This is a genomic window from Actinokineospora cianjurensis, from assembly GCF_003663795.1.
Classification (GTDB): Bacteria; Actinomycetota; Actinomycetes; order Mycobacteriales; family Pseudonocardiaceae; genus Actinokineospora; species Actinokineospora terrae.
The window spans coordinates 77,117-98,634 of the sequence record NZ_RCDD01000009.1; the positions used below are offsets into that span (position 1 = coordinate 77,117).

At 69.3% G+C, this 21,518-nt stretch carries 19 protein-coding genes and 1 tRNA gene; 14 read left to right on the forward strand and 6 right to left on the reverse strand.

The genetic code is table 11. The annotated features are described in order from the left end of the window. The first annotated feature begins 14 nt into the window (after positions 1-14). The 4 genes from CLV68_RS31135 to CLV68_RS31150 all read left to right on the forward strand — a co-directional run bounded on the left by CLV68_RS31135 (position 15) and on the right by CLV68_RS31150 (position 4,647). Positions 15-929, forward strand: a complete 915-nt coding sequence (locus tag CLV68_RS31135; protein WP_121394577.1) for a TauD/TfdA family dioxygenase — start codon at positions 15-17, stop codon at positions 927-929. 67 nt (positions 930-996) lie between these two features. Then, positions 997-2,010: a FecCD family ABC transporter permease gene (locus tag CLV68_RS31140; protein WP_246010208.1), complete on the forward strand. Its 1,014-nt coding sequence runs from the start codon at positions 997-999 to the stop codon at positions 2,008-2,010. After that, positions 2,007-3,041 (forward strand): FecCD family ABC transporter permease, encoded by a 1,035-nt coding sequence (locus CLV68_RS31145; protein WP_211346835.1) that lies wholly within the window; start codon positions 2,007-2,009, stop codon positions 3,039-3,041. The genes CLV68_RS31140 and CLV68_RS31145 overlap by 4 nt, the downstream gene beginning before the upstream one ends. An 85-nt stretch (positions 3,042-3,126) precedes the next feature. Continuing rightward, entirely contained in the window at positions 3,127-4,647 is a 1,521-nt protein-coding gene (locus CLV68_RS31150; protein ID WP_281274715.1) for an FAD-dependent monooxygenase, read from the forward strand. A 9-nt stretch (positions 4,648-4,656) separates the two neighbouring features. Here CLV68_RS31150 and CLV68_RS31155 read toward each other — a convergent pair whose 3' ends face one another. Continuing rightward, complete coding sequence (locus CLV68_RS31155) at positions 4,657-5,784, reverse strand: epoxide hydrolase family protein (protein ID WP_121394579.1); 1,128 nt, start codon at positions 5,782-5,784, stop codon at positions 4,657-4,659. A 57-nt stretch (positions 5,785-5,841) separates the two neighbouring features. On the opposite strand from CLV68_RS31155, the gene CLV68_RS31160 reads away from it, so the two are divergent. After that, a complete protein-coding gene (locus tag CLV68_RS31160; RefSeq protein ID WP_121394580.1) occupies positions 5,842-6,786 on the forward strand; it encodes a helix-turn-helix transcriptional regulator in 945 nt (314 codons plus the stop codon). A gap of 22 nt (positions 6,787-6,808) precedes the next feature. Here the strand turns inward: CLV68_RS31160 and CLV68_RS31165 are convergent, their stop codons facing one another. After that, the gene (locus CLV68_RS31165; protein WP_147460241.1) at positions 6,809-7,054 is read right to left on the reverse strand and encodes a hypothetical protein; all 246 of its coding nucleotides are present in this window, start codon (positions 7,052-7,054) and stop codon (positions 6,809-6,811) included. Between the two features lie 128 nt (positions 7,055-7,182). Then, positions 7,183-9,051, reverse strand: coding sequence for a M6 family metalloprotease domain-containing protein (locus CLV68_RS31170; protein ID WP_425454891.1), 1,869 nt, complete (start codon positions 9,049-9,051; stop codon positions 7,183-7,185). A 422-nt stretch (positions 9,052-9,473) separates the two neighbouring features. Between CLV68_RS31170 and CLV68_RS31175 the strand changes: the two genes are divergently transcribed. Beyond that, positions 9,474-9,974 carry a hypothetical protein gene (locus CLV68_RS31175; protein WP_147460242.1) on the forward strand — a complete coding sequence of 167 codons (501 nt, stop codon included), beginning with the start codon at positions 9,474-9,476 and terminating at the stop codon, positions 9,972-9,974. A gap of 56 nt (positions 9,975-10,030) precedes the next feature. Here the strand turns inward: CLV68_RS31175 and CLV68_RS31180 are convergent, their stop codons facing one another. Next, complete coding sequence (locus tag CLV68_RS31180; RefSeq protein ID WP_121394584.1) at positions 10,031-10,831, reverse strand: S1 family peptidase; 801 nt, start codon at positions 10,829-10,831, stop codon at positions 10,031-10,033. 397 nt (positions 10,832-11,228) lie between these two features. On the opposite strand from CLV68_RS31180, the gene cmk reads away from it, so the two are divergent. Genes cmk through der form a run of 3 tightly spaced genes read left to right on the forward strand, consistent with a single transcriptional unit; the run spans position 11,229 to position 14,013 of the window. Next, positions 11,229-11,945, forward strand: coding sequence for a (d)CMP kinase (cmk, locus tag CLV68_RS31185; RefSeq protein WP_121394661.1), 717 nt, complete (start codon positions 11,229-11,231; stop codon positions 11,943-11,945). Continuing rightward, positions 11,942-12,586 (forward strand): lysophospholipid acyltransferase family protein, encoded by a 645-nt coding sequence (locus CLV68_RS31190; protein ID WP_121394585.1) that lies wholly within the window; start codon positions 11,942-11,944, stop codon positions 12,584-12,586. Before cmk ends, CLV68_RS31190 begins: the two co-directional genes overlap by 4 nt. Continuing rightward, positions 12,583-14,013: a ribosome biogenesis GTPase Der gene (der, locus tag CLV68_RS31195; protein WP_121394586.1), complete on the forward strand. Its 1,431-nt coding sequence runs from the start codon at positions 12,583-12,585 to the stop codon at positions 14,011-14,013. The genes CLV68_RS31190 and der overlap by 4 nt, the downstream gene beginning before the upstream one ends. Here der and CLV68_RS31200 read toward each other — a convergent pair. Next, on the reverse strand, positions 13,967-14,605 hold the full coding sequence (locus tag CLV68_RS31200; protein ID WP_121394587.1) for a hypothetical protein: 639 nt from the start codon (positions 14,603-14,605) through the stop codon (positions 13,967-13,969). The genes der and CLV68_RS31200 overlap by 47 nt on opposite strands. 87 nt (positions 14,606-14,692) lie before the next feature. On the opposite strand from CLV68_RS31200, the gene CLV68_RS31205 reads away from it, so the two are divergent. Together CLV68_RS31205 and CLV68_RS31210 are read left to right on the forward strand one after the other, a co-directional pair. Next, positions 14,693-14,766 (forward strand) — tRNA-Pro (locus CLV68_RS31205). Positions 14,767-14,895: 129 nt separating this feature from the next. Further along, positions 14,896-15,363 carry an NUDIX hydrolase gene (locus tag CLV68_RS31210; protein ID WP_121394588.1) on the forward strand — a complete coding sequence of 156 codons (468 nt, stop codon included), beginning with the start codon at positions 14,896-14,898 and terminating at the stop codon, positions 15,361-15,363. A gap of 158 nt (positions 15,364-15,521) precedes the next feature. Here the strand turns inward: CLV68_RS31210 and CLV68_RS31215 are convergent, their stop codons facing one another. Beyond that, on the reverse strand, positions 15,522-17,135 hold the full coding sequence (locus CLV68_RS31215; RefSeq protein ID WP_121394589.1) for an FAD-binding oxidoreductase: 1,614 nt from the start codon (positions 17,133-17,135) through the stop codon (positions 15,522-15,524). Positions 17,136-17,322: 187 nt separating this feature from the next. Between CLV68_RS31215 and CLV68_RS34405 the strand changes: the two genes are divergently transcribed. The 3 genes from CLV68_RS34405 (at position 17,323) to CLV68_RS31225 (ending at position 21,480) form a co-directional block, all read left to right on the forward strand. After that, the gene (locus CLV68_RS34405) at positions 17,323-17,487 is read left to right on the forward strand and encodes a hypothetical protein (protein ID WP_170224695.1); all 165 of its coding nucleotides are present in this window, start codon (positions 17,323-17,325) and stop codon (positions 17,485-17,487) included. 405 nt (positions 17,488-17,892) lie between these two features. Beyond that, positions 17,893-19,470 (forward strand): IPT/TIG domain-containing protein, encoded by a 1,578-nt coding sequence (locus CLV68_RS31220; RefSeq protein ID WP_170224696.1) that lies wholly within the window; start codon positions 17,893-17,895, stop codon positions 19,468-19,470. Between the two features lie 234 nt (positions 19,471-19,704). Next, a complete protein-coding gene (locus CLV68_RS31225) occupies positions 19,705-21,480 on the forward strand; it encodes a DUF11 domain-containing protein (RefSeq protein ID WP_170224697.1) in 1,776 nt (591 codons plus the stop codon). The last annotated feature ends 38 nt before the right edge of the window (positions 21,481-21,518 follow it).

Below are 21,518 nucleotides of genomic sequence, written 5' to 3' on the forward strand. Positions count from 1 at the left end.
AGAGGAGGAACACGATGACACTGGCCTACACGATCCAGGGCGAGGGACCTGTGGTCGACAGGATCACCGGCGACCGTGACGCACTACGCGCCAAGCTCGTCGAGCACGGCGCTCTGCTGCTGCGCGGGTTCGAGATCGGCGGCGCCGATGGGCTTACCGACGCCGTGCGCGCGCTCTCGGGAGAACCGCTCACTTACACCGAGCAGTCCTCCCCGCGCAGTGTGATCAAGGGGAACGTTTACACCTCGACCTCTTACCCCGCACAGGCCGAGATCCCCCTGCACACCGAGATGTCGTACCAGGCGGTGTGGCCGCTGACGCTGTTCTTCCACTGCGTCGAGCCGCCCCTCACCGAGGGTGCCACGCCGTTGGCCTCTATCCGCGAGGTCTACGAGCGCATCGATCCGGACGTGCGCGCCGAGTTCGAGCAGCGCCGGTGGATGGTCGTGCGCAACTACGGCGAGGACGTCGGCCTGCGCTGGTGGACCGCGTTCGGCACGGAGGACCGCGCGCAGGTCGAGAAGCAGTGCGCGGCAGGCGGTCTTACCGCGGAATGGGTGGGCTCCGACGGGTTGCGCACTCGCGCGGTGCGCGACGCAGTGCACCACCACCCGGTGACAGGGTTGCCGGTGTGGTTCAACCACATCGTCATCTTCCACGAGAGCAGCCTGCCCGCCGAGGTCCGCGAGGGCATCGCCGAGATCTACGGCCCCGACGGGTTCCCCAACAACTCCTACTACGGCGACGGCAGCGTCATCCCCGATGATGTGGTGGCCCACCTGCGGCAGTGCTACCGGGCCGCCTCGACCCGGTTCGACTACCAGCGCGACGACCTGTTGGTAGTGGACAACATGTCCGCCGCGCACGGCAGGGAACCGTTCACCGGCCCGCGCAAGATCGCCGTCGCCATGGCGGAATCCTCCGCGTGAAGGGGAGTTGTTAGCCTTGCCCGGTCGCCAGAGCGGTGACACCGCACGGACCGACGAGGGGTCGCTGGTGCAGGAAACGCGTCCCCGCACTACAAGTGTGCGCCTCTTAGGGCTGGTCGGCGCTCTTGTGGTGCTCGCCGCGGTGTGTGTGTCGAGCATGGTCGTCGGTGCCGAGCACATCGACGCGGGAACCGTGTGGCGCCTGCTGTGGCACGACGACGGCAGCGAGATCGCCTACATCGTCCGCGAGTTGCGGTTCCCGCGCACGGTGATCGGCCTGTTCGTCGGCGTCGCCCTCGGCCTCGCCGGTGCCCTGATGCAGGCGCTGACCCGCAACCCGCTGGCCGACCCCGGCGTGCTCGGAGTGGAGATCGGCGCCTCGACCGCGGTGGTGCTGGCGATCTCGCTGTTCGGTGTCACCGCGCCCAGCGGCTACGTGTGGTTCTCGCTGCTGGGCGCGGCGGCCGCCTCCGTCGCGGTGTACGCGCTCGGCGCCAGCGGCCGGGCCGCCACCCCCGACCGGATGGTCGTCGCCGGGGCCGCGCTCACCGCGGCGCTCAACGCCGTCGTCGGGATCATCCTGGTGCTCGACGCCCAGACCTTCGACCGGTTCCGGTTCTGGGTCATCGGGTCGCTCGCCGGCCGAGGCATGGACGTGTTCCTGGAGGTCTCGCCGTTCATCGCCGCGGGCGTGCTGGTCGCGCTCGGCCTCGGCCGCCCGCTCAACGCGCTGGCGCTCGGCGACGACACCGGCCGCGCGCTCGGCCTGCGGGTCAACCACGTCCGGCTCGTCGGCGCGCTCGCGGTCACCCTGCTGTGCGGTGCGGCGACGGCGGCGGTCGGCCCGATCGTGTTCGTCGGCCTCGCCGTCCCGCACGTGGCCAGGATGATCATCGGCCCCGACCAGCGCTGGGTGCTGCCCTACGCCGCGGTGCTGGCGGGCATCCTCCTGGTCGGCGCCGACGTGCTCGGCCGGATCCTCGGCGCGCCCGGCGAACTGCAGGTCGGCATCGTGACGGCATTCCTGGGGGCACCCGTGTTCATCGCCTTGGCCCGTCGACGCCGGATCACGCAGCTGTGAGCGCCTCCTTCGTGCGGGTGGGCCCGCTCTCCGTCCGGTTGCACCGCCGTCCACTGGTCGTCGGCGCCATCCTCGTCGTGGCCCTATTGGCCCTGGCCGCTCTTACGCTGACCACGGGCGACTACCCGGCCACCGTGTCGGACGTGCTGCGGACCCTGTTCGGGCAAGGACCACCGGGATTGGAACTGGTGATGAATCGGTTCCGCCTACCCAGGCTCCTCGTCTCGATAGGCGTAGGAGCCGCGTTGGGCGCGGCGGGCGCGATCTTCCAGAGCGTGTCCCGCAACCCCCTCGGCAGCCCGGACGTCATCGGCTTCACCACCGGTTCGGCCACCGGCGCAATCCTGGTCCTCTTGGTCTACCGGGACGCACAGGTCAGCGTCGCTGTCGGCGCCATCGTCGGCGGTCTTGTGTCCGCGATCGTGGTGTACCTGCTCGCCTTCCGCCGAGGGGTCCAGGGCTTCCGCCTGATCCTCATCGGCATCGGTGTCAGCTCGATCCTGGCGTCGGTCAACGCCTACCTGTTGAGCCGCGCGTCGCTTCAGGAAGCCCGCCTCGCCCAGCTGTGGCAACTCGGTAGCGTCAACGGCCGCACTTGGGACCATGTGACGCCGTTGTGGATATCGCTCGCGGTACTGCTACCGGTGGCTCTTATCGTGGGTCGCCGAATGCCGTTGTTGGAAATGGGCGACCCTGCCGCCGGTTCCCTGGGCATCTCACCGGAACGAACCCGCCTTTCTCTAGTCCTCATCGGCGTGGCTTTCACGGCCGTCGCCACGGCCGCCGCAGGCCCCATCAACTTCATCGCGCTCACGGCCCCACAGGTGGCCATCCGCCTGACCCGTTCCTCAAGCCCAGGCATCCTTCCCGCCATGCTGACCGGTGCCGCACTCCTGGCAGCGGCCGACCTCGTGGGCCAACGCCTCATCCCCGACGTCCAACTCCCGGTAGGTCTCACCACCGGCGCCATCGGCGGCGTCTACCTGATGTGGCTCCTCGCCTCGCAATGGCGCAAATCCCCCAATCGGTAACAATCGACCCGCCGCCGGTTCGCCGGATTTCTGTACTCTCGGTTTCGGGGGAGTGGCTTTCCCCATTCACGCGGAGGGGACACTGGTGGGGATCCGGCAGACCGATGTGATCGTGGTGGGCGGCGGCCCGACCGGGCTGATGCTGGCCTCGGAGTTGGCGCTCGGCGGGGTGGCCGTGCTCGTGCTGGAACGGCTGGCCGAGCGCAGTGGGCAGTCGAAGGCGTTGAACCTGCAACCCCGCACGGCCGAGGTGTTCGACCTGCGCGGGTTACTGGAGCGCACGCGCGAGTACGCCCTGGGCAACTGGGGGAGTGGGCACTTCGGCGGGCGGCCGTTGAGCTACGAGGGGTGGCAGACCCGGCACCCGTACCAGGTGGCCATCCCGCAGGCCGGGGTCGAGCGCGCGCTGGAGGAGCGGCTCGCCGAGCAGGGCGTGCCGGTCCTGCGTGGACACGACCTGCTCGGGTTCACCCAGCACGACACGGGGGTGACGGCCACGGTCCGGACGACCGCCGGTGAGCTGGAGGTCCAGGCGCGCTACCTGGTCGGGTGCGATGGCGGCCGCAGCACGGTCCGCAAGCAGCTCGGTGTCGGCTTCCCGGGCACCGATGCCAGCCAGTTCGCGTTCGTGGCCGATGTCGTCTTCGGGGTCGTGCCCGCCGCCGTGCCCACGAGGATGCGGTCGGTGCAGGACGCGATCGCCAGGGAGAAGACCGGCAGGGACAAGACCGGCAGGCGTGGCACCGGCGGGCTGATCCCGTTGGGGGAGCAGGGTCTCCACCGCTTGGTCTTCAACGACCCGGACGCCCGCCAGGAGGACCAGGCGACGCCGGTGTCGGCGGACGAGGTCAAGGCCGCGATCCGCAGGCTCTACGGGGAGGACGGCGAGATCGCGGAGGTCCGCTGGGCGTCCCGGTTCTCCAACGCCACCAGGCAGGCCGACCGCTACCGGGTCGACCGTGTGCTCCTGGCTGGCGACGCCGCGCACATCCACTTCCCCGCGGGCGGCCAGGGCCTGAACCTGGGTGTCCAGGACGCGATGAACCTCGGCTGGAAACTGGCGGCCACGGTCAGGGGCCACGCGCCGACTGGCCTGCTCGACACCTACCACGCCGAACGCCACCCGGTCGGCGCGAGAGTCCTGGACAACACCCGGGCCCAGACCCTCCCCACCGATCCCGACCCGGAGACCCGCGCGATGCACGGGCTCATCACCGAGTTGGCGAGGCTCCCCGAGGCCAACAGGTACCTGGCGGGCATGGTGTCCGGTCTGGACATCCGCTACCCCGTGGCGGGCCAGGACCACCCCCTGCTCGGTGCCAGGCTCCCCGACCTCGAACTCCCGACTCACTGGACCAGCACCCTCTTCCACTCCGGCCACGGTGTTCTCCTCACCACGGATCCCCGCCACCTCACCACCGCGGGCCCCTGGTCCGACCGGGTGCACGCCGTGGCCGTCGCGGATCTGCCTCTCCCCGCCACCGCCGTCCTGGCCCGCCCCGACGGCTACATCAGCTGGCTGGCCCTACCCGAGACCCCGCACTTATCCGCGACCGACCAGCTGGAAACCGCGCTCCAGACCTGGTTCGGCCCCGAGAACCCCTGAGCGTCCGGCCTAGCGCAGCGCGGTGAAGAAGGCGCGGATGTCGTCGGCCACGAGCTCCGGTACCTCCAGGGCGGCGAAGTGGCCGCCGTGGTCGAACCGGCTCCAGTGGACGATGGCGCTGTTGTCGCGCTCGGCGAAGACCTTGATGGTCTGGAAGTCGTCGGCGAAGACAGCGACACCGGTGGGGGCGGCGTTGATCGACGACGAGTCGGGGGCCTCGGCGTTCTCGTAGTACGAGCGCGTCATGCCTGCCGCGGCGTTGGTGAACCACGCCACCGACACCTCCAGCAGCACCGTCTCCAGCGGGACCAGCGACGTGCCGTTGCCGAAGGAGTGGAACAGCTCGCTGTAGGCGAGCAGACCGAGAGGAGAGTCGCTGAGGCCCGCCGCGATGGTTTGCGGGCGGCTGGCGTTCATCGTGTTGTACCCGCCGACCTTCTGGAACCACTGCATGTGCTCGAGGCCCGCGTAGTCCTGCGGCTCCAGGCGCTCGAACTCGCCGGGGTCGCCGGACGGGAAGGAGAACAGCTGCAGCACGTGCAGGCCGAGGAAACCCTCCGGGGCGAGCAGGCCCAGCTCGCGGGCGATCACCGCGCCCTGGTCGGAGCCGTGCGCGCCGTAGCGGGTGTAGCCGAGGCGGCGCATCAGGGTGTCGTACGCGCGGGCGATCCTGGCCGAGTTCCAGCCGGACTCGGTGACGGGGGTGGAGAAGCCGAAGCCGGGCGCGTCCGGGATCACCAGGTGGAACGCCTGGTCCGCGGAGCCGCCGTGCGCCACCGGGTCGACGAGCCGCTCGATCACGCCCAGGTAGTCCACGGACGAGCCGGGGTAGGTGTGCAGGAGCAGCAGCGGGGTCGCGTCGGGGTGGGGCGACTCGACGTGGATGAAGTGGATCGGCTGCCCGTCGACGTCGGTGACGAAGTGCGGGTGCGCGTTGATCCGCTCCTCCGCGGCCCGCCAGTCGAACTCCCGCCACGCCGCGACGGCCTCGCGCAGGTAGTGGTTCGGGGTGCCGGTGGCCCAGTCGTCGCCGGGCGCGGGCTGGGGGAGTCGGGTGCGGGCGAGGCGGTCGGCCAGGTCGTCCAGCTCGGCCTGGGCGATCTCGACGCGGAAGGGGCGGATGCTCGTGTTCGTCATGGCGGCAACGCTAGAGTGCCTATAGGAACGTTTACTTCCTAATTGAGCGAGGTAGTGGTGGGCGATACCCCGGCGCGGCTGCTGGCCCTGCTGTCGCTGTTGCAGTCCCGGCCGGTGTGGAACGGCACCGAGCTGGCCGAGCGCCTCGGCGTCACCACCCGCACCGTCCGCACCGACATCGAACGACTGCGCGGCCTGGACTACCCCGTCCACGCCACCAGGGGCGCCACGGGCGGCTACCGGCTCGGCGCTGGCGGGAAGCTGCCCCCGCTGCTGCTCGACGACGAGGAGACCGTCGCGGTGGCCATCGGGCTGCGCGCGGGTCGCGGCATCGCCGGTATCGAGGCGGCCAGCGCCCGTGCTCTCGCCAAGCTCGAACAGGTCCTGCCCCCGCGCCTGCGCCCCGCGGTCGAGGCGCTGTCCTCGGCCGTCGAGCACGCCCCGGAGAACACCGCCACCGACGCCCCCGACCCGGAGGTCGACCCGGACGTGCTGCGCGCGATCGCGACCGCCGTCCACGCCGTCGAGCAGTTCCGCTTCGACTACGACGGCGACCCGCGCGTGGTCGAGCCCTACCGACTGCTGTCCTGGCAGCGCCGCTGGTACCTCGTCGCCCGCGACCCCGCCACCGGCGAGTGGGACGTCTACCGCGTGGACCGCGTGACCCCGCGCATGCGCACCCACCGCCGCTTCGCCCCCACCCCGATCGAGGACGGGGACTACGCGGCGTTCGCGATGCGCAGGGTCGCCAGCAGCGGGTGGAACGTCCACGCCCGACTGCGCGTCGACGCCCCGGCCGAGACGGTGCTGGCCAGGATCAACCCGGCCGTCGGCGTCGTCGAGGCGGTCGACGCGGCCACCTCCGTGCTGGTCACCGGGGCCGACTCGCTGGAAACGGTGGCCGTCTTCGCGGGCATGCTCGGCATGGACTTCACCGTCGAGTCCCCCGCCGAACTGCGCCCACTGCTGCGCGCCCTCGCCGACCGCTACGCCCGCGCTTGAGATCCCCGCGGCCGACCGCGGCTCAGAAGATCTCGAAGCTCTCGTAGTACCAGCCGAGGTAGTCGCGGTTGCAGTCACCGCTGGACGGCGTCACGACGGTGTTGGGCTGTCCCATCGTGATGTCACGCTGGTACATGCACTCGGAGTTGGTCGTGAACGGCCCGGCCTTGAAGAAGAACCCGGTTGTCGTGGCCTGAGCGGCCCCGGGGAACAGAACGGCCCCAAACGCGGCAACAGCCAACACAACCCCGACACGACGTCGTCCCACCAGCGTTCTCCCCTCACGCGTCAACCTGATCACCCGACCGTAGAACCCTGCCGCCGCAACGGATAGGTCCGCTCGGGTCATCCACCTGACCAGGGTGCGGGCACGCGGACATGCCCGCACCCCTCGGCTCAGTGCCCCACCACCACACAGGTGGCGGTCGCCTTCGCGGCGGGGTTGCTCTCTGAGGTGGCCGTTAGCGTCACCTTGGTCAGCGGAGCCCCACCGTCGCGCTTGACGTTGATCGGTACCTGGACCTGGTGGCCGAACTTGGCCGTGGTCAAGGCGTTCGGCACCTGGACAGTCCAGCCGCGGCCCTCGGCAGTAGCGGTGACGCGGTAGACGTCACTGTCGAGGTAAGCGCTGACGTCCTCAGGGTGCTGTCCCGCGATCTTGCCCCGGCCGGTGTTGAACAGCGGGAACTGGCAGGTAGCGACACCGTCCCGTCCCGTTCGGCTCGCCGTGGGCAGCAACCGGACACCGCGCTTCTGCGGTCCGGCACCGTCCAAGGACCTGATGGCGACGGTGTAAGACAGCACGCCTTTGTTGTCGCGCTTCACGTCGAGGATGTAGAAGTGCAGCCGGTTGGCCTGGTCGACGTACTCGTACTCGCTACCGGAGTTGGTGCCCGCGTGGAACAGGGCGTCCGCCAGCTGCCGGTAGTCGCCGATGGTGATGGGGACCTTGCGGCCATCGGGCAGCACGTAGTCGGTCATGCCGATGTCCTGCGGGTTGGCGTCGACCACCCACGCGAACGGCGCGCGGTCCTCGTTCTTGGTCTTGGCGAGCAGCACGCCCGCGTCGGGGGTGAACGAGTCCGAGCCCATCCGGTCCACGACCTCGACGGTGTAGTTCTCGTAGCCACCGCCGTCGCAGTACGGGTTGGTGGTGATGTCGCAGGTGGGGGTGTGGTCACCGGTGCCGAACGCGACGTTGACGCCGGTCAGGCCGTTGCGCCCCGGTTGCACCGTTCGCGCGGTGACCTGCGCGACCACCACACCGGAGTCGGCCAGCGCCTCGCGCGAGAGCCGCAGCACGTTGCGCTCGTCGACGATGCCGAGCTTGATCTTGTTGCGCAGGATGTGCTGCGCCCCCATCGACGCGCCGCCGGTCGCCGGGATGACCCAGCGCGAGTGCGGGCCGCCGGGGCCGTTGAACGAACCGCGGGAGAGCATGTCCCAGATCCCGCTGTAGTCGCGGCGCGGTGGGTTGCTGTAAGGGTTGTTGTAGTTGTCCGCGATGCCGAGCAGGTGGCTCAACTCGTGCGCGTACACGCCCTGCCCCGAGCTCTCCGCCTGAGTGGACGACCCGCCGCCCGCGTTGGGCCACAGGGTGGAACCGGCAGCCCAAGAGGTCCAGTCCACATAGCGGGTGCGCGTCCAGTTCGGCAGCGCGTCGTCCGGCGGCCCGAACGCGTCGGTCACGTCCTCCTTGGCCGCGAACTTCATCATCCCGAACTCCTGCCAGGTGCTCGTCTCGTCCTGCCCGGCGGAGAGGAAGTAGACGAAGTCGAACCCAGCGGGAACCTCGGCACCAACATCAGCGACCCAGGCAGCCTTACCGTCGGTGCGCAGGTCCTTGTTGCAACTGTCGCCGGTAGGACAACCGGTGCCTGCCTGGAACTCCAGTGCGTACTCGTGGTCCTTACCCGGCACGGTGTAAGGACCGAACGCCTTCAGGTCGACGCCGTAGCGGCCGCCGGAGTTCTCCATCCAGTACTCGTGCACGGTGTGCCCGTGGTTGAGCTGCCCCGGCTTGTTGAGGAAGTCCTGGTAGTACTGCCCGACCTGCGCGCGCGGGATGTCGTGCGCCTGCGCGCTAGGGTTACCGAACACCGTGGAGTTCTGCGGCTGCGTCACGACAAACGACTGGTTCGGGTAGTCAACCAAGACCAACGCACCCTTGAACGTCCGCGTCGTCCCCTTCACCGCTGGGTCGGCCCAGTTGGTACCAGGGATCTTCTTGTAGTCCCGCTCCCAGGTCATGTGGTCCGGGTTCACCCAGTTCTGAGGGTCAACCGGCCCCGGTAACCCTGCCTGCGCCGCGACCCGCGCCCCATCCCGCGACTGCTGCCACGGCTGTTGCTGCGGCCAGTGGTCGTACTGCCACGGCTGCGTAGCCTCATCGGGAGGTGCCGCCAACGCCTCAGTACTACCCACGCTGAGCGCCGCGGCCGAGACCAACGCGGTAACCAGAGCCAGCGGCCGCTTACGCCGAACCCATCTGAGGTACATCCCGCCTCCGAAGTGTCGATCCGCCCATGCTAACGGCCGACACCACCCACGAAACCGTTGCCAGTTAACGGAAATCGCCGAATCAACCCCGCCATCCGGACTGGCCCACTCGGCCGCTCAGGTGCGTCCGGATCGGGTCTCGACGCGGTACCTTGGTCGAGAAGACGTTTCCTGGGGGTTGGATGAGCATGTCCGTGTCGACTCGGTGGGCGATCGCGTGCGCGGTCGTCGTCCTGCTGGTGGGTGGCTATTCCCTGATCACACCGGAAGACAAGGAGGACCCCCAGGCTTATCCCGGCAGCCGCACCGCGTACACGGTGGACGATATAGAGCGGCTCACGCGCGTCCGGCTGCCTGGATGCGCGCGCCCCGACGTGCGGTACATCCTCGGCCCGGTCTACGCCGAGGACGTGACCCTCGACTTCACCGCGACACCGGAGTGCGTCGCCGAGTTCCTCACCGGTCTCGGCGCGGATGTGGCGCGGCCGGATTACGTAGGGGAGCCTGGCGACTCCCTGGCGTACTCGCTACCGCCCGAGACAGGCACCCAGTGGGAGTTCGGACCGCGGACGCGACTCGAAGAGTGGCTGCGGATCCTTCCTGGTTCATACCGGGAGCAGGTAAAGGTAGCCGTGGACCGCTCAGTCCAACCACCGCACGTCTATCTCCACGCGTTCGCCCTTGACTGAGCGCTCCGAGCAGCCGAGGCGGACGGGCCCCGTGGAGGAGGCCCGTCCGCTCGGGGTCAGCGGGGCAGGGTGCAGCCGGGGAGGGTGAGGTTGAACTGGTTGCCGGTGGTGATGCAGGTGGGGATGTCGTAGGTCTGCTGGGCGTAGCCGATGCCGGAGCGGACGGTCACCTGGCCGGTCTGGGAGACCTCGCACGGGTTGTTGAGGGTGCAGCGGCCGCCGCTCTCGTTGATCGTGTTGTTGACGCCGACGGCCTTGCCGGCGCTGTCGATGATCGGCGAGCCGGACGTGCCGCCGATGACGTTGCACGGGCGGGTGTAGCGGATCGAGTCGCGCCAGGTCCAGCTGCCTTCCTTGAGCTGGTAGGCGAAACCGTCGACCGCGCAGGTGTAGATGCGCTTCCAGTAGCCGGACACGACCTGGATGCTCGTGCCCTGCGCCGGGCGCGTGGTGGACAGTTCGAGCGCCCGGGTGCGGTACTGCTGCTGTATCTGCGCGTAGGTGGTGCTGAGCTGGTAGAACGCCGCGTCGGTCTTCGACATGGTGGCGTAGGCCAGTTTGGTGGCGCGCAGCGTGCCCAGCGACTGCCCGGTCGGCCCGAGCAGGGTGAACGTGCGGCTCGACGCCTGGTTCACGATGACCTCGTTGGCGCCCATCAGCTTGACGCAGTGGCCGTTGGTCATCACCAGGGCCGGGTCGCTGTCGGCCGCGGCGGGGGGACGCACCACGGAGCCGGAGCAGTTGTCGAGCGCCACGATGGCGGCGAAGTCGGCGTTCACCCGCGCGGCGGCGGGGGCGACGATCAACACCGCTCCCGCCAGCGCGGCGGTGAGCACGCCCACCACTCGCTTGATCATGGGAGTTCCTCTCGGTAGCAGGGTTGCCACCGCAAGCGTCGGCGTTGGGCCATTCACTCACCACCTCCGTTCGGGTGGTAACGAGGAACAGACAATCGAGCCGTCACCGGACGAGTCCGGCGCCGATTGCCCGGTGGGAATGGGAATCCGCGACTGGCCACTGTGGACTCGGCAGCGCGGGCACCCGATCGTCACCAGACGCGTATGGACGGTCACGCCGCCGCGCAAGATCGGAAACCGCCGCCTGCCGGACCGGGCGACCGTGTCCTCGGTCACCTCCAAGGCGACCCGCGGCCTTCCCCATCCGGCCGGATCGAAACCCCGTCCGGGTAGCGGGGGGACGGCCAGGCAGAATGGTGCGCCAACGGTCGGGGCTGGACGAGCAGAGGAGCACGTGGTGGGACAGGGTGAGCTGCGGGGCGTCGTCGCGTTGGACGGCCCGTCTGGCACCGGCAAGTCCACCGTCGCGCGCAGGCTGGCCGTCGCCCTCGGCGCCGCCTACCTCGACACGGGCGCCATGTACCGGGCGGTGACGCTGGCCGTGCTGCGCGCCGGGGTCGACCAGGAGGACGGTGCCGCGGTGCTGCGCTGCGCGGAGACCGCCGACCTGCGCATCGGCACCGACCCGACCAGCGCCGACGTGCGGCTGGGCGACGAGGACGTCGCCGCTGAGATCCGCGGCCCCGAGGTCACCGGCGCCGTGTCGGCCGTGTCGGCCGTGCCGAAGGTCCGTGAGCTGCTGGTCGCCACCCAGCGCCGGATCATCAGCGAGGCCAGGGGCAGGCTCGGCGGCATCGTGGTCGAGGGCCGCGACATCGGCACCGTCGTGGTCCCCGACGCCGCGCTCAAGGTGTACCTGACCGCCTCCGCCGAGGCCAGGGCCGCCCGCAGGACCGCCCAGGACGCCGCCGCGGGCCGGGGCGCCACCGTGGACGCCACGCTGGCCGACGTCGAGCGCAGGGACCGGCTCGACTCCACCCGGGCGGCCTCCCCGCTGCGCCCCGCGGTCGACGCCGTCGAGGTCGACACCACCGACCTGGACATCGACGGCGTGCTGGCCCACCTGCTCGACCTGGTCCGCGACCGACATCTCAGCACGGCGGCACCGCGGTGAGCACCCAACTCCCCGAGGGGTCCGTCCGCTGGCTGCACGACCTGTGCAGGTTCATCGGCCGCTACGTCTTCCGGCCCGCGTTGCGCCTACGCGTCACGGGTCGTGACCGCGTCCCGCGCATCGGTCCGGTGGTTCTTGTGGCCAACCACAGCTCCATGCTCGAACCGCAGCTCATCTTCGGAATGCTGCCGAGGCGGTCGGTGTTCCTGGTCAAGGGGGAGCTGTTCCGCGGCCTGGTCGGTCGGGGGCTACAGGCGATCGGGCAGATCCCGGTACGTCGCGGCGCGCCGGACCGGACCCCGCTGACCACCGCGGTCGGCGTCCTGCGCGAAGGCGGGCTTGTCGGGATCTTCCCGGAAGGCACCCGCGGCGCCGGTGACGTCAACGCGGCCGAGCAGGGCGCAGCGTGGCTGGTGCGCTCCACGGGCGCGGTAGTACTACCGGTCGCCACGCGGGGTACCCGCAGGCCGGAGGGCGGTGGGCGACGGTTTCGCCCACCGGTGGACGTCCTTGTGGGCGAGCCGTTCGAGCTCACCGTCGGCAAGGGGCGTGCCGGGCTGGTCTCGGCCACCGAAGAGATCCGGGCCCGCTTGGCGGGTCTGGTCCAAGAACTCGATGTCGTACGGAAGACGGGGTCATGACTGAGCTTGATGGGACCTACGAGGACGCCCTGGACGGGACCTGGTCCGACGAGTCCGAATGGGCCGAGGTCGACTCCTTCGCCGAGGACGACGCCGACGGCGCGGTAGCGCAACCGGTACTCGCTGTGGTCGGTAGGCCCAACGTGGGCAAGTCGACACTGGTGAACCGCATCCTGGGCCGCCGCGAGGCCGTCGTCCAGGACGTCCCCGGCGTGACCAGGGACCGGGTCGCCTACGACGCGCTGTGGAACGGGCGCCGGTTCACCGTGCTCGACACCGGCGGCTGGGAGCCCGGCCTGGACGGCCTGCCCAGGGCCATCGCCGCGCAGGCCGAGTACGCGATGGCGAACTCGGACGCGGTCGTCGTCGTGGTCGACGCCACCGTTGGCGCTACCTCCACCGATGAGGCCGTCGCCAAGGTGCTGCGTAGGTCCAAGCAGCCGGTGATCCTGGTCGCGAACAAGGTGGACGACGACCGCCTGATGGCCGACACGGCCGCTCTATGGTCGTTGGGCCTGGGGGAGCCGTTCCCGGTAAGCGCCCTGCACGGTCGTAACTCCGGTGACCTGCTCGACGCGATCCTGAAGGCCCTGCCGGAGACCCCCAAGGAGACCTTCGGCATGCGCGGCGGCCCCCGCCGGGTCGCCCTGGTCGGCAAGCCGAACGTCGGCAAGTCCAGCCTGCTCAACCGCCTGACCGGCGAGAACCGCGCGGTCGTCGACTCGGTCGCGGGCACCACCGTCGACCCGGTCGACTCCCTGGTCGAGCTGGACGACCAGATCTGGCGCTTCGTCGACACCGCGGGTCTGCGCAAGCGGGTCAACTTCGCCAGCGGCACCGAGTACTACGCCTCGCTGCGCACCAAGGCGGCCATCGAGTCGGCCGAGGTGGCGATCGTGCTGCTGGACGCGGCCGAGCCCATCGCCGAGCAGGACCTGCGGGTGCTGTCGATGGTCGTCGACTCCGGCCGGGCCTGCGTGCTGGCGTTCAACAAGTGGGACCTGGTCGACGAGGACCGCCGCCACCAGCTCGAACGCGAGCTCGACCGCGGCCTGGTCCGGGTGCCGTGGGCGGAGAAGATCAACGTCTCCGCGCTCACCGGCCGCTCGGTGCGCAAGCTCGCCCCGGCCCTGCGCACCGCGCTCGACTCGTGGGACCAGCGCGTGTCCACCGGCCAGCTCAACTCCTGGCTGTCCGACCTGATCGCCGCCACCCCGCCCCCGGTCCGCGGCGGCAAGCAGCCCAAGGTCCTGTTCGCGACCCAGGCCCAGACCCGCCCGCCGACGTTCGTGCTGTTCACCAGCGGCTTCCTCGAGGCCGGGTACCGCCGGTTCATCGAACGCAAGCTGCGCGAGCAGTTCGGCTTCACGGGCACGCCGGTCAGGATCTCGGTGCGGGTTCGCGAGAAGAAGGCCCGGAAGTCCTGAACCAGTAGATAGCCCTACCCAGGCTGATCAGCAGAAGCAGCCCAGCCGCGGGTAGCGCTACCCAGGCCCCGAGCGCCGCAGAGAACGCATCCCCCCGGAGATACTCCGGCGACGTCTCGCGCTCGGGGTCCACAAGCAACTCCACGGTATCCACATACCGCTCATCGACCTCATAAGTCGTCGGATACCCCCCAGGACACGCGACGACATGCCGGTAAACGGTGTAAACCCCATCACCCCCGTCCACCACCGCCCCGTCGTCCACCGACACCACCTCACACCGGGTGAGCTGACTCCCACTCATCGCCACCCACCCCGGCACCCCCAGCACACCCCCGAACACCACGGCGAGGAACATCAGGAACCCCGAGACCCACACCAGCCCCTCGACATCACTGCCCTCCCGCACCCCACCCACGAACATCGTCAAGATCCCCCGAAGCGCCACCACCCCCACCACCACCGTGACCAGGACAGTCGGCACCACAACCCACCCCGCCCCGACGCTGAGCGCGGCCCCACCCCACCCCGCGCCCAAAAACCCCACGGGCAACACCACACCCACAACCCCAACCCGAACGATCTTCAGCACCCCCCAATGATCCCCAGCACCCCCCTGGGAACCCCCACCACCCCCATGCGCTACTCTTTCCCAGCACCCGCGAACAGCGGATGCGGCCGGGCTGTGGCGCAGTTTGGTAGCGCACTTGACTGGGGGTCAAGGGGTCGCAGGTTCGAATCCTGTCAGCCCGACGGTCGACTAAAGGGTCTCTGAGCTGGCAGTTTGCGGCTCGGGGACCCTTTGTCGTTGATCCACTTCAGGGCACGCTCGGGATGTCGGTAGCGTCTAAGGCTTTGAGCCCCAAGTGGTAGGAGACCTGGATGGCCCGCACCGCCTTCTACCACGAGCCGAACGCGCCGACGCCGAGCAGCATTGTCGTTGCTGTCACCGCGTACGTCACGAACGCCGATGGGCAGCTCCTGTTGATCCGGCGCACGGACAACGACCTGTACTCGATCCCCGGTGGAGCGTTGGACGTGGGGGAGACTCTGACGCAGACGGTGGTTCGTGAGGTTCAAGAGGAGACCGGTATCGATGTCGAGGTGACGGGGTTGGTTGGGATCTACAGCGATCCGGGGCATGTGATCGCTTACACCGATGGTGAGGTTCGGCAGGAGTTCTCGATCTGCTTCCGGGCCCGGGTGACCGGCGGAACGCTGCGCACCAGTGATGAGAGCAAGGAAGTCCTGTGGCGGCCGCTTGATTCCCTGGACGGGCTGAACATCCACCCGTCCATCCGGCTCCGGATCAGTCACGGCGGCCAGCAGCAGGCGCCGTACTTCACATAGTCGGTCCTATGCCAAGAGAGGGTCTTCACCTGGCGTAGGACCGGATTGGCTAGGCGGCGTGTTTCTGCAGCCAGTCGAGGACCGCGCCTCTGAGCCTGCGGTTGACCGGCGCCAGATGGTGCGCGCCGCGGTCGCCATCGGGGCCATCTGGCAGGCAGTCAGCCTGGCAGCCGGATCGACTGGGCGTGCCGGAACACCTCGCGTGGGTCGAAACTGGCCTTGGTCTGCTGCAGCCTGGCGTAGTTGTCCTTGAAGTACAGCTGGTGCCAGGTGACTCCCGAGGTGTTCCACCTGGGGTCGCCGAGGTCGATGTCGGCGTAGTTGATGTAGCAGCCGTCGGTGTCGGTGTTGGTGATGGGTACGCCGCCGGTGCTGGCGTAGACGGCGCGGTAGAAGGTCTGGTGCCACGGCAGGTGTGAGGCGTCCTCGGCGGCTTCCGACCAGGTTGTGCCCCACAGGAGCTTGAGCACCGAGTCGCGGTGGGGGTCGGCTGTGGCGTCGCTCGCGACGGTGTTGACGTGACCGCCGTAGGAGGCGATGGACACCGCGAAGCCCAGGTGCGCGTACTGGGTTTCGGTGAGCTGCTTCCAGAAAGCCTCGATCTGCCTGGTGGTGAAGCCGCGCCGGTGGTAGCTGCTCTTGTACTTGTAGCGGTCGGTCGGACTCGACACCCACAGGCCCTGCCAGCCCGTGGAGTGCAACCACGGGAGCTTGCGGTTGTCGGTGACCGTCGTCGCGACGTCGACCCCGGCGTGGACCTCGGCGAGGAATGAGTCCAGGAGGGCGCGCGCGTCCGGGCGGGTGGCGTCCACCTGCACCACCATGTGGGTCGGCGCGCTCACCCGGGTGCTGAGCTCCAGGCGGGCGAACAGCCCGGTGTAGGGGGAGTCGGCGCCGCTGTTACGGGTGTGCCAGGTGCCGTAGTTGCGCAGGAGGCGGGTGAACCCGGCCTTCGTCATCGCCTCCCAGGACCACTCCACCCGGTGGATCCACACCTCGGCGGGCGGCGCGGGCAGCAGCGCGGCCGGGTCGGTGCCGGTGGCGCCGGGGCTGCGGAACCAGAACCGGGTGGCGATGCCGAAGCTGCCACCGCCGCCACCGGTGTGCGCCCACCACAGCTCGCGGTTGGGGTCGCCCGCCTCGCGGGTGGCGACCACGGCGCGGGCGGTGCCGGTGCCGTCCACCACGACCACCTCGACGGCGTACAGGTGGTCGACGATCAGGCCGAACGCCCGGCTCATCTGCCCGTACCCCGCCCCGGGCACGTGCCCGCCCGCGGCGACGGTGTGGCAGGAGCCGCCGGGCAGGGTCACGCCCCAGCGCTTGAACAACGTCGAGTACACGTCGCCGAGTTGCGCTCCCGCCTCGACCTGGAACGCGTTACGGCCCGCGTCGAAGGTGACCGCGCTCATCCCGGACATGTCCACGATGACCTTGGTGTCCGGCGCGTCGACGAAGTTCTCGTAGCAGTGCCCGCCCGAGCGCACCGCGACCTTGCGTCCTGTGTGGACGGATTCTTGCACGGCGGTGACCACCTGCGCGGTCGTCGTCGGCAGGTACACGCACTCCGGGTTGCTCGCGAACCGCTGGTTCTGCCCCCGCGACAACCCGGGGTGCCGGGGATCCTCGCGCAACACGGTCACCAGCGGCTCGACAGACGGCTGCGCCGCCACCGCCGACCCACCCAGCACGGGCACCACCGCGCCGCCGACCACCGCCCCTCCGACCGCGACTCCGCCCGCGACCACCGAGCGTCGAGACACCTTGCCCATAGAGACCCTCCAAGCGTGCCTGTGGCGACCCGCCGCCCCGCGCGAACCTCCGACAGAACGGGGGCCCAAGAAACCATCCCGGGCGCGGGGGAGGACATCACGTGATCACGTGATTGTGGAGCCGGACGGATTCAGCAGCCGAGCCAGAACATCGCGAGCAGCAGGTCAAGGCGAACAGCGGGAGAAGTTGCGGGACGACATCGCCGTGGTCGCCGCCGAGTTGGAGGAAGAGGTCCTGGGCGGGCACGAGCACGGTTGGCGGGCGGCCGTCGCGGCGGCGCGGGAACGCGGTCGGGGCCACTGGAGGCCGGTGCTGGGTGTTGGATGGCGCGAACGGCGGTCGGGCCGGTAGCGGCTCCAGTTGTGGAACGGTGATAAGACGGCGATCGCGTTGCGCCGGTATTTCCGGGTCCGCGCGAAAGTGATTCGTGGGCGATAACGGATTCGCGCGGCGCGTCGTTCCCTGTCGTTCATGTCGAGGGATCCTCATCAGGTGCGATCCGCCGGGTCGGGTGTGAAAGTAACCGATCGCGGGAACGAGCCATGTCCTGGTGGAATCGCGGCGTGGCCATCGCCACTCAGATGACAGGTGGCTGGTAAATGTTGGGCCATCGGAGTGGCGTGGTGTTCGTCGTCGGAGTGAGTGAACTCTGTGCTGCTGGAGTCGTGGGCTATTCGGTGGTACTTGTACGAGCTGGATGTCGCGCTTTCATCGGCCATCCGAAATGGCAGTGCATTCTCAGAGAGGACGACGCACGTGGGTCGACACACGCACGACCAACGACGCAGATGGGGCGCACTCGGGCTCGGCGCCACCGTCGTCGCCGCCGCGTTGTCGGTGGTGACCGCCTCGGCCGCGCAGGCCGCGACCACCGGCACGCTCTACGTGGCCAACCAGAGGGCCAACACGGTCTCGGTCGTCGACGCGGCGACCGGCACGATCACCGCGACGGTCCCGGTCGGCTCGTCGCCCAGCGACGAGTCGATCACCCCGGACGGCACGCGGGTCTATGTCGCCAACACCGCCAACGGCATCGTCAACGGCACCGTCTCGGTCATCGACACCGCCACCAACACCGTCACCGCCACCATCGGCGTCGGCCGCAACTCCGGCGGGATCGAGGTCAACCCCGACGGCCAGTCCGTCTACGTCACCAACGCCAGCAGCAACTCCGTGTCCGTGATCAGCACCGCGACCAACACCGTCACCGCGACCATCCCCGGACTCAACTTCCCCCTCTCGGTCACCTACAACCCCACCGGCGCACTCGCCTACGTCGGTGACCTGGACGCGGTCCGCGTGATCGACACCACCACCAACACCGTCACCGCGACGATCCCGATCGGCGGCAGCATCTCCGCCGTGACGGTCAACCCCGCAGGCACCCTGCTGTACGCGACCGACCGGGACGACAACACCCTGGTCGTGATCAACACCGCCACCAACACGGTCAGCGCGACGATCCCGGTGGGCTCCTTCCCCAGCGCGGTCGCGCTCACCCCCTCCGCCGGCACGGCCTACGTCACCAACCTCAGCAGCAGCTCCGTGTCGGTCATCAACACCGCCACCAACACCGTCACCGCCACAGTGCCGGTCGGCTCCTTCCCGACCGGCGTCGCGGTATCGGCGGACGGCAGCACCGCCTACACGACCCACGGGACCACCGCCTCGGTCATCGACACCACCACGAACACCGTGACCGGCACCCTCAGCGGATTCCAGACCGCCGACGCCATCGTCATCCGCCCGTCCACCGCGCCCCCGGCGCCGACCGTCACCGCCGTGTCCCCGACCACCGGCCCGGCGGCGGGCGGCACCACCGTCACCATCACCGGCACCGACTTCACCGGCGCCACCGCCGTCCACTTCGGCGCCACCTCCGCGACGTTCACGGTGAACAGCGACAGCTCCATCACCGCGACCGCACCCGCCGCCACCACGACGGGCCCGGTCGACGTCACCGTCACGACTCCCTCGGGCACCAGCACCACCAGCCCAGCCGATCGGTACACCTACACCGCCGACACGACGAAGCTCACCGCCGGGCCGATCCTGTTCTCCGTGGTCCCCGGTCACCTCTTCCTCACGCTGAACCTGTCGGCGACGCTGACAGACACCACCACCGGCCTGCCCGCCGCGGGCCAGACCATCACCTTCACCGTCGGCTCGACCACCGTGTGCACGGCCACCACCAACGCCGGCGGCGTGGCGACGTGCCACGGCCCTTGCCCCGTCCTGCAAGCCCTGCTCGCAGGCCACTACAAGGCCACCTTCGCAGGCAGCGCCACACTCGCGCCTGCCAGCGCGCGCGGCAACCTCATCCAACTCCACTGACCGCGAGCGGTTTCACGGTTCCCGCACTGTCCCCGGTTGAGTTCGGATCACATTTCCCGCTCCACCACACGGCAGGTGTCCCGCCACGCCAATTCTGATCTACGAACCCGATGAATGGCACGAAACCGTGAGGACAACTGCTCGCCACGTCGAATCGAGGCTATCTTGTCCATCCGCAGAAGATCCGGACCACATTCCACTCCCGCGCGGCGACTGCGTGTTCTCGGCTCTGTGATGTCGCTGGTGCTGGCGTCGCTGGTGGCCGCGGCAGTCCCGGCGCACGCCGCGTTCCCCGGTGTCAACGGCAAGATCTATCTCCGGTTGTCCGGCGAGGTGTACGCGGTCGACCCCGACGGCGGCAACCCGACCCAGCTCACCAGCAGCGGCGGTACCTCCTCCGAACCGCGGGTCAACGGGGACGGCACCAAGGTCGCGTTCCTGAGCAGCCAGTCGGGGAGCCGGGAGGTCTACACCATGGACCCCGACGGGACGAACGTCACCGGGATCACCAGCGGTTCCGCGGCCTTCCCCCACTCGCTGGCCTGGTCGCCCGCCGGTGACCGGCTCGTCTACGTCATCGGCGGGTACATCACGACCATCGACCCCGACGGCACCGACCCGTTCTCGCTGGGCGTGTCCGGGACCAGCATGTCGTGGTCACCGGACGGCACCAAGATCGCCTACATCGGCACGGGGAACATCCACACGATCAACATCGACGGGACCGGGGACACCACGCTGACCTCGGTGGACCTCACCCAGGCGGCGGGTGAGCCGGACTGGTCCCCGGACGGCACCAAGATCGCCTTCGCGATGTTCCGGACCGGCTTCCCCGCGCAGGTCCACACCATCGACGCCAACGGCTCGAACCTGACCAACCTCTCCGACAACGGCGAGAACGAGTTCTCCCCGGTCTGGTCCCCCGATGGCACCAAGATCGTCGCCTTCCGCCAGAGCTACGGCCTGCTGTCGATGAACGCGGACGGCACCGGCAAGAACATCATCTACGGCAACTCCGGCGCGGTTCCCACCGACTGGTCGATCTCGACCGCGCCGCCCGGCGCGGACGTGTCGGTGGCGGTCACCGACTCCGCCGACCCGGTCTCCCTCGGCGGTTCTCCTTACACCTACACGGTAAGCGTGGCCAATGCCGGACCTTCCGGTGCGACCGGGGTAGCGGTGTCGACCACCCTGTCGGGCGCCAACCGCACCATCAACTCCGCCACCTCCTCACAGGGTTCGTGCACGGTGTCCGCGCCCACCGTGTCCTGCACCCTCGGCGCCATCGCGGCGTCGGGTTCGGCGACCGTGACGATCTCGGTCACCCCGTCGGCCACCGGCACGATCACCGCCACCTCGACGGCATCGGCCACCGAAACGGACCCGAGCAGCGGCAACAACACCGCCGCGCAGTCCACCACCGTGAACAACGCATTGGGCTGCACCATCACCGGCACCCCCGGTGACGACACCCTCAATGGCGGCAACGGCAACGACGTCATCTGCGGCCTGGGTGGCAACGACACCATCAACGGCGGCAACAACAACGACACGATCTTCGGCGGCGCGGGCAACGACGACATCGACGGCGGCAACGGCGACGACACCATCTACGCCGGTACGGGCGACGACATCATCGATGGCGGCAACAGCGACGACACGCTCTACGGCGGTGACGGCGACGACGTCATGGGCGGCGGCAACGGCGCCGACTACCTCTACGGCGAGGCGGGCAACGACACCAACTACGGCGAAACCTTCCTCGGGTCGCTGCTCTACCTGTTCGACAACGGCAACGACCACGTCTACGGCGGCCCCGGCAACGACGACCTCGACGGTCAGAACGGCAACGACATCCTGGTCGACCACGACGGCACCGACACCATGAGCGGCGCCAACGGAAACGACACCATCGACGTCCAGGACGGCGCGGGCGGCGACACCGCCAACGGCGGCCTCGGCACCGACACCTGCACCGTCGACACAGGCGACACCACCAGCAGCTGCTGACCACAATGGACAGGTGCGCCTGCGGCCGCACCTGCTTC

Excerpts from the sequence above, each read along its gene's own strand:
- CLV68_RS31135 (WP_121394577.1), top strand. The coding sequence starts at position 15 with ATGACACTGGCCTACACGATCCAGGGCGAGGGACCTGTGGTCGACAGG.
- CLV68_RS31155 (WP_121394579.1), bottom strand. The coding sequence starts at position 5,784 with ATGACGAACACGAGCATCCGCCCCTTCCGCGTCGAGATCGCCCAGGCC.
- CLV68_RS31175 (WP_147460242.1), top strand. The coding sequence starts at position 9,474 with ATGTCCGTGTCGACTCGGTGGGCGATCGCGTGCGCGGTCGTCGTCCTG.
- CLV68_RS31180 (WP_121394584.1), bottom strand. The coding sequence starts at position 10,831 with ATGATCAAGCGAGTGGTGGGCGTGCTCACCGCCGCGCTGGCGGGAGCG.
- der (WP_121394586.1), top strand. The coding sequence starts at position 12,583 with ATGACTGAGCTTGATGGGACCTACGAGGACGCCCTGGACGGGACCTGG.
- CLV68_RS31210 (WP_121394588.1), top strand. The coding sequence starts at position 14,896 with ATGGCCCGCACCGCCTTCTACCACGAGCCGAACGCGCCGACGCCGAGC.
- CLV68_RS31215 (WP_121394589.1), bottom strand. The coding sequence starts at position 17,135 with ATGGGCAAGGTGTCTCGACGCTCGGTGGTCGCGGGCGGAGTCGCGGTC.
- CLV68_RS31225 (WP_170224697.1), top strand. The coding sequence starts at position 19,705 with ATGTCGCTGGTGCTGGCGTCGCTGGTGGCCGCGGCAGTCCCGGCGCAC.